The following is a 4,359-nucleotide window of genomic DNA, read 5'->3' on the forward strand; positions in this document are numbered from 1 at the left end:
CGGCCGCGCGGCCTCACGCCCCGGCCCCGACCGCGGCTCCGCACCCGCCCGCCGGCGCTGCGCCGCCCGCGGGTCCGCCTCCGCCCCGCGCGCTCACGGCGGCCGAGATCCTCCTCGCGCGCCGCAAAGGCCAGCCGCGATCCTGATCGTCGCGACGAACGCTCGCCGCCGAAATCCGCGCTCTACCGCGTGACGCGATACGCCTGCGTCCAGGCCATCTTCCCATCCGGAAGCGTGATGCGCGCGCGCACCCAGCTCTCGTCGCCGCGCAGCTCGTACGAGGCGTCGCCCTCGGGACCTCGTCCCACCTTCGCGATCTCTTTGCCGCCGGCGCCGATGAACGCGACGACCGCGCCTTCTTCCTTCGGCCACACGCTCAGCTTGTTCTCGGTCACGCGGATCCGCGTGAGCGTCACGCCCGACGACGCGTAGAGCCGGCCCTTCGCGAGCCCCTCGCAGATGAGCGCGCGATCGGGTTTGTTCGCGAACACCTGGACCCAGCCTTTTCCTGGCCGCGCGGGCTTCGTGTCCGGCTTCGTCAAGCCGAGGTGATGCGCGTCGTCCACCGCCACGCCCGCGATCGACCAGCCCTCGTCGAGCAGCGTGTTCCACACGGCCTCGTGCGACGGCCGCTCCGCGCTGCCCTCCGTGTTCACGTACGGATGGCCGCTCCAGATCTCGAGGAGCTCTGCGCCGCGCGTCACACGCACGTCGTCCATCGTGAGCGCCCAGTCGAAGTTCGGGTGGTTCACGAGCGCGACGCCGCCCTGCTCGTGCACGCGGCCGATCCCGTGCAGGAGCGCCTCGCGCTTCGTGTTGAAGCGACCGCCGCCGATGGACTTCTTCGTGCAGAGGCCGTTGACGTGCACGGGTTTGCCCTCGGCGTTCATCGTCACCTCCTCGCCCGCGATGATCACGAACCCCGGGCGTTCGAGCGCCGCGAACGTCTCGGGGCTGACGCGGTTTTCGTGATCGGTGATTGCGAGGAACGCGTAGCCGTGGCTGCGGTACCAGGTGTAGACGTCCTTCGGGGGACGATCGCCGTCGCTCCACTTGCTGTGCGTGTGGAGGTTGCCGCGCTGGAACGTCGACACGTCGAGCGTCTCGGCGAACTTCGGCGGGCCGGGCGCGGGCGCGCCGAGCGCGGGCGCGTCGATCTTGATCTTCAGCGTGAGCGGGGCCGCGACGGCCGTCCGCTCGGGGGGGACCCGCGTGAACGCGACGGCCGCAGCCGCGCCGATCGCGGCGACCCCCACGCCGAGCGCGATCCAGCGAAATTTGCCTGTCGTAGCCCGCATCGGCGTTCCTTGCGCGGAGGATAGCTCCATACGCCGCGAGGGCGGAAGCGCCCCCGCGGCGCGCTCGTTCAGTCGAGGACGAGCCTGACTTTCACGGAGACATCGATCCCGTCCGTCGGCCAGGCCAGGAAGTTCGGGTTCGTACGGCCGGTCCACTCGACGCGGACCTTCTTGCCGTCCTCGAAGAAGGGACGAACGTCGCCTTCGTGGAGCACGTCGAGGATCACGTCGGGCTCCTTCGCGGGAAACTCCGACTTCGAGACGAGCGGCGTGCGCCCCGTCGAGGTCACCGCCTCGCCGAGGATCTCGTCGACGAACGTCAGGTCCTCCGCGGGTGGCGCCACGGAGATGCGCACGAACCCGAGCTTGGCCGCGCCGTACGAGTTGACGTCGCTCTCGAGGGTGACCTCGTTCCACCAGAAGAACGTCCCGTCGACCTTCGGGGTGACCGTGAAGTTCGCATCGACGTCGTACTCGCTCACGACGGACGAACACCCGAACGTGCCCATGGCCATCGCAGCCCCGACGAGGAGAGCCCACCGCGCCCCGCGCCTCTCGCCGCCCACCCTTTGCTCTGCGCCCGATTCGATGAAGCCATTCATTCTGAAAACGTAGCACGCCTGACGCCTGGATCCGGGCGCGCACCCAAGGGCGCACGAAACCGCGCGTCCAAGGGAACACCCTCGGCCGGGGAGCGCTTTGGGCGCTGCGGGCGTGAGGCATTCAGACCGAAGGAGTCGTCGCGCATGGCCACGATGCAGGAGGGCGCCCTCCTCTTTTCGTTGAAGTACCTCGCGCGCCTGGAGGAGGCGCGCGTTCGTCCCGAGAACGACGCCGCGGGGCGGCTCGAACACGAAGCGGCCGAGCGCCACGCGCACGAGGCGTCCTCGATGCACGCGCGGATCGAGGCCGAGCGTCGCGCACGGATGGACGCCGAGCGTCGCGCCGAGGAGGCGCGCATCGAGGCGATCCGCGTCGCCGCCGTCGAGCGCGCGCGGGCCGAGGCCGAGGCAGACGCGCGCCTCGAGGTGATGCGGATCGTGCAGGATCACGAGCGCGCCCTCGCCGCGCTGAAGGAGGACAAACAGAACCAGCGCCTCGGCCGCGCCGTCCGCCTCGGCGCCCTCGGATCGATGTTCTTCTTCGCCGCGGCCTTCGGCTTCTATTTCGGCAAGATCAAGCCCGACGCCGAGGCCCAGCTCCGCACCCAGCAGGCCGCGATCGCCGCGGCCGACGAGGAGGCGTCGAGGCTCCGCCAGAAGCTCGCCGAGCGCGACGCGCGCATCAAGGAGGCCGAGCGCGTGCTCGGCGTGCTCGGCCGGTCGGCGCGGTAGCAAAGTCGCATCGGAAAGATGCGACAATGTCCGTGGCGCTCACGAAAGCGGGAGAATTCGTCGGTTGGTCCGATCGGTACGTGTTCCTGCGGGCCGCTTACGGAACTGCTCGTGATTTGCGCTCGATCCGTGGGGGAGGTCTCCAGGGTTGCGGCGGCTCGGCGATTCTGGTAACCACCTCGAACGTGATCGGTGCGATGCGTGGGAACCCACACGACATTTCATCGCATCAACCGATCGCGCTTGCCCAGGCCGAGGGACACGTGGACCCGACGTCGGGCGCCGTAGCGCGACGTTCCACGGCTTGAAGGAACGAGCGTAATCGCCCCCAACATGAGCCCGCCGGAAACACTCTTCGACAAGGTGATTGCCGCCAGTGGTCTTTCGGAGGTGTTTGCCCGAGGTACCATCAAGCGCGCGTGCTCGCGCGTGGGGGTGACGGCGGAGACGATGAGCCCCTCGGAGCTCGCGCGCGCGCTCGGCTCGATCGAGCAGGCGCTCTCCGTCTTCCTGCCGCCGGATCAGAAGGACTCGCGCATGCAGGCCATCCGCGCGCTCTCGCGCGGCTGAGCGTCTCAAGCCGCGTTTTTGCGGATCGTCATCACCGGGACGGGCGCGTGGCGAAGGACGGCGAGCGCCACGCTGCCGAGCAGCGTGCGGCCGATCGCGCCGCGGCCGTGCGTGCCCATCACGATGAGATCGGCCGAGATTTCGGCCGCCGTCTTGCAAATTTCGTCGGCCGAGCGCCCCTCGCGCAGCACGCCGTCGAGCCGGACGCCGCGGGCCCGCTGCGCCGCGAGGACAGCGTCGAGCTTGCGCTGCGCGCCCTGCCGCACGCTCTCGGCGAGCTCGGACGCGGGGAGGTAGGAGCCGTCGGGGAAGCTGTAGACGGTCAGGCTGTAGACGTGAACGACCGTGACTGCGGCGCCGAGCTTCGCGGCGAGCTCGATCGCACGTTCGAGCGCGTGCTCCGAGGTCTCTTCGAAGTCGATCGGCACGAGGATCTTCTGGAACGGCATGGTCCCTCCCTGATGCGCCGAGCCCGGATCGGGAAGGTCTCTCGGCGAGCGAGAGCGGACGCGGGCTACCCTGGACGGACGCGTCGACGGCGCAAGAAATCGGCTACGGAAACCCGCGTTTCCCGCGTCGCGATAGTTGCTTGCGCGTTGGGGAGCGGGGCGTTAGCCTCATGATCGCCCTAGGCCCGTTCGTCGTCGAACTCTGACAGCCCGCTTTGCTCGCGGTCGCTCGATCTGTATCGGCTGACGGTCGCTCGTCTGTGTGGTCTCGAAGCGATCCGATGCACGGCCCGGGTCGCATCCGGGGAAGGTCAGGAGAGGTCGTGCATCGGGTGGTCTGAGGATGAGCAAGCGACTGTACGTGGGCAATTTGGCCTTCCACTCCACCGAGGAGAGCGTCCGCAGCGCCTTCCAGAGTGCCGGTGTGGAGGTCGTCGGTGTCCAGGTCATGACCGATCGGGTGACGGGGCAATCGCGCGGGTTCGGTTTTGTGGACGTGGCGGGCGACAAGGAAGCGCAGGCGGCCATCGACGCGCTTCATGGCAAGAGCCTGGACGGGCGCACCCTGACCGTGAACGAGGCGCGTGAGCGCACGCCGGGCGGCGGCGGTGGTGGTGGCTTCCGCGGCGGTGGCGGCGGCGGCGGCATGGGCGGCGGCGGTGGTGGCGGCGGCGGCGGCTACGGCGGCGGCGGTGGTGGCGGCGGCGG

6 protein-coding genes are annotated in these 4,359 nt (G+C 69.5%); 3 read left to right on the plus strand and 3 right to left on the minus strand.

The features are described from left to right. Nucleotides 1–182: 182 nt before the first annotated feature. Together QHF85_RS49485 and QHF85_RS49490 are read right to left on the minus strand one after the other, a co-directional pair. Complete coding sequence (locus QHF85_RS49485; RefSeq protein ID WP_281334540.1) at nt 183–1,298, minus strand: CehA/McbA family metallohydrolase; 1,116 nt, start codon at nt 1,296–1,298, stop codon at nt 183–185. Nucleotides 1,299–1,366: 68 nt separating this feature from the next. Beyond that, a complete protein-coding gene (locus tag QHF85_RS49490; RefSeq protein ID WP_281334541.1) occupies nt 1,367–1,900 on the minus strand; it encodes a hypothetical protein in 534 nt (177 codons plus the stop codon). A gap of 144 nt (nt 1,901–2,044) precedes the next feature. Between QHF85_RS49490 and QHF85_RS49495 the strand changes: the two genes are divergently transcribed. Both QHF85_RS49495 and QHF85_RS49500 read left to right on the plus strand, forming a co-directional pair. Continuing rightward, entirely contained in the window at nt 2,045–2,632 is a 588-nt protein-coding gene (locus tag QHF85_RS49495; protein WP_281334542.1) for a hypothetical protein, read from the plus strand. Between the two features lie 333 nt (nt 2,633–2,965). Continuing rightward, complete coding sequence (locus QHF85_RS49500; protein WP_136927744.1) at nt 2,966–3,202, plus strand: hypothetical protein; 237 nt, start codon at nt 2,966–2,968, stop codon at nt 3,200–3,202. 5 nt (nt 3,203–3,207) lie between these two features. Here QHF85_RS49500 and QHF85_RS49505 read toward each other — a convergent pair whose 3' ends face one another. Further along, nucleotides 3,208–3,651, minus strand: a complete 444-nt coding sequence (locus QHF85_RS49505) for a universal stress protein (protein WP_281334543.1) — start codon at nt 3,649–3,651, stop codon at nt 3,208–3,210. Between the two features lie 343 nt (nt 3,652–3,994). On the opposite strand from QHF85_RS49505, the gene QHF85_RS49510 reads away from it, so the two are divergent. Beyond that, a partial coding sequence (locus QHF85_RS49510; protein ID WP_281334544.1) for an RNA-binding protein occupies nt 3,995–4,359 on the plus strand: 365 nt, incomplete at its 3' end.

Source organism: Polyangium sp. 6x1, from assembly GCF_029946515.1.
Classification (GTDB): domain Bacteria; phylum Myxococcota_A; class Polyangia; order Polyangiales; family Polyangiaceae; genus Polyangium.

Excerpts from the sequence above, each read along its gene's own strand:
- QHF85_RS49490 (WP_281334541.1), bottom strand. The coding sequence starts at position 1,900 with ATGAATGGCTTCATCGAATCGGGCGCAGAGCAAAGGGTGGGCGGCGAG.
- QHF85_RS49495 (WP_281334542.1), top strand. The coding sequence starts at position 2,045 with ATGGCCACGATGCAGGAGGGCGCCCTCCTCTTTTCGTTGAAGTACCTC.
- QHF85_RS49505 (WP_281334543.1), bottom strand. The coding sequence starts at position 3,651 with ATGCCGTTCCAGAAGATCCTCGTGCCGATCGACTTCGAAGAGACCTCG.
- QHF85_RS49485 (WP_281334540.1), bottom strand. The coding sequence starts at position 1,298 with ATGCGGGCTACGACAGGCAAATTTCGCTGGATCGCGCTCGGCGTGGGG.
- QHF85_RS49500 (WP_136927744.1), top strand. The coding sequence starts at position 2,966 with ATGAGCCCGCCGGAAACACTCTTCGACAAGGTGATTGCCGCCAGTGGT.